Source organism: Microbacterium petrolearium, from assembly GCF_054782875.1.
In genome coordinates, this window is the sequence record NZ_BAAGRQ010000094.1 from 1 (window position 1) to 549 (window position 549).

Sequence of the window (549 nt, forward strand, 5' to 3'; positions counted from 1 at the left end):
GCCGACCACCTGGGAGGAGCCGCCGACCTCGCACGCCGAGAGGATGACCACGGATCCCGGCAGCCGTGTGCCGTCGAGCTCGTGGGCGAACAGCGGACCGTCGGCGAGGTCGACGGAGGCGAAGAGGGGGTTGTCGGCGTCGTGCCGGCCGTGGGTCGCGAGGTGCACGACGTCGTGCGTGGCAAGCGCCTCGCGCACGGCGGACGTGGTGGCGTCCGCGCCGGTGAGGACCGTCGCGCCGGGCCAGACGGTGCCGACCGCCCGTACCTCCTGCGCGCCGAGGGTGACGCCGGGGCCGTGGGCGGCGAGGAGGCGGTGCTCCTCCCCCGGCCGCGGGTGGGCTCGTCCCCGCGCCACGTACGACCGCATCGTGGTGCGCTTGCCGCGCCGGGACGGGAGCGCGGTCCAGGGCACCCCGACCAGCGGGTCCCTGCCCACGACGTAGAGGGAGCCCTCGGCCTCCAGCGGCTGGACGAGGAGCCGGTCGATCGCGTCGAGGTTGCGGGTCAGGGAGCGCCGGGCGACGTCGCGCAGCGCCGGGGGTACGAG

General features: G+C 76.5%; 1 protein-coding gene. It reads right to left on the bottom strand.

From position 1 onward, the window contains the following. Window positions 1-549, bottom strand: a 549-nt coding sequence (locus ACYVJ0_RS13790; protein WP_460818430.1) for a CHAT domain-containing protein, incomplete at both ends; no start/stop codon positions are given.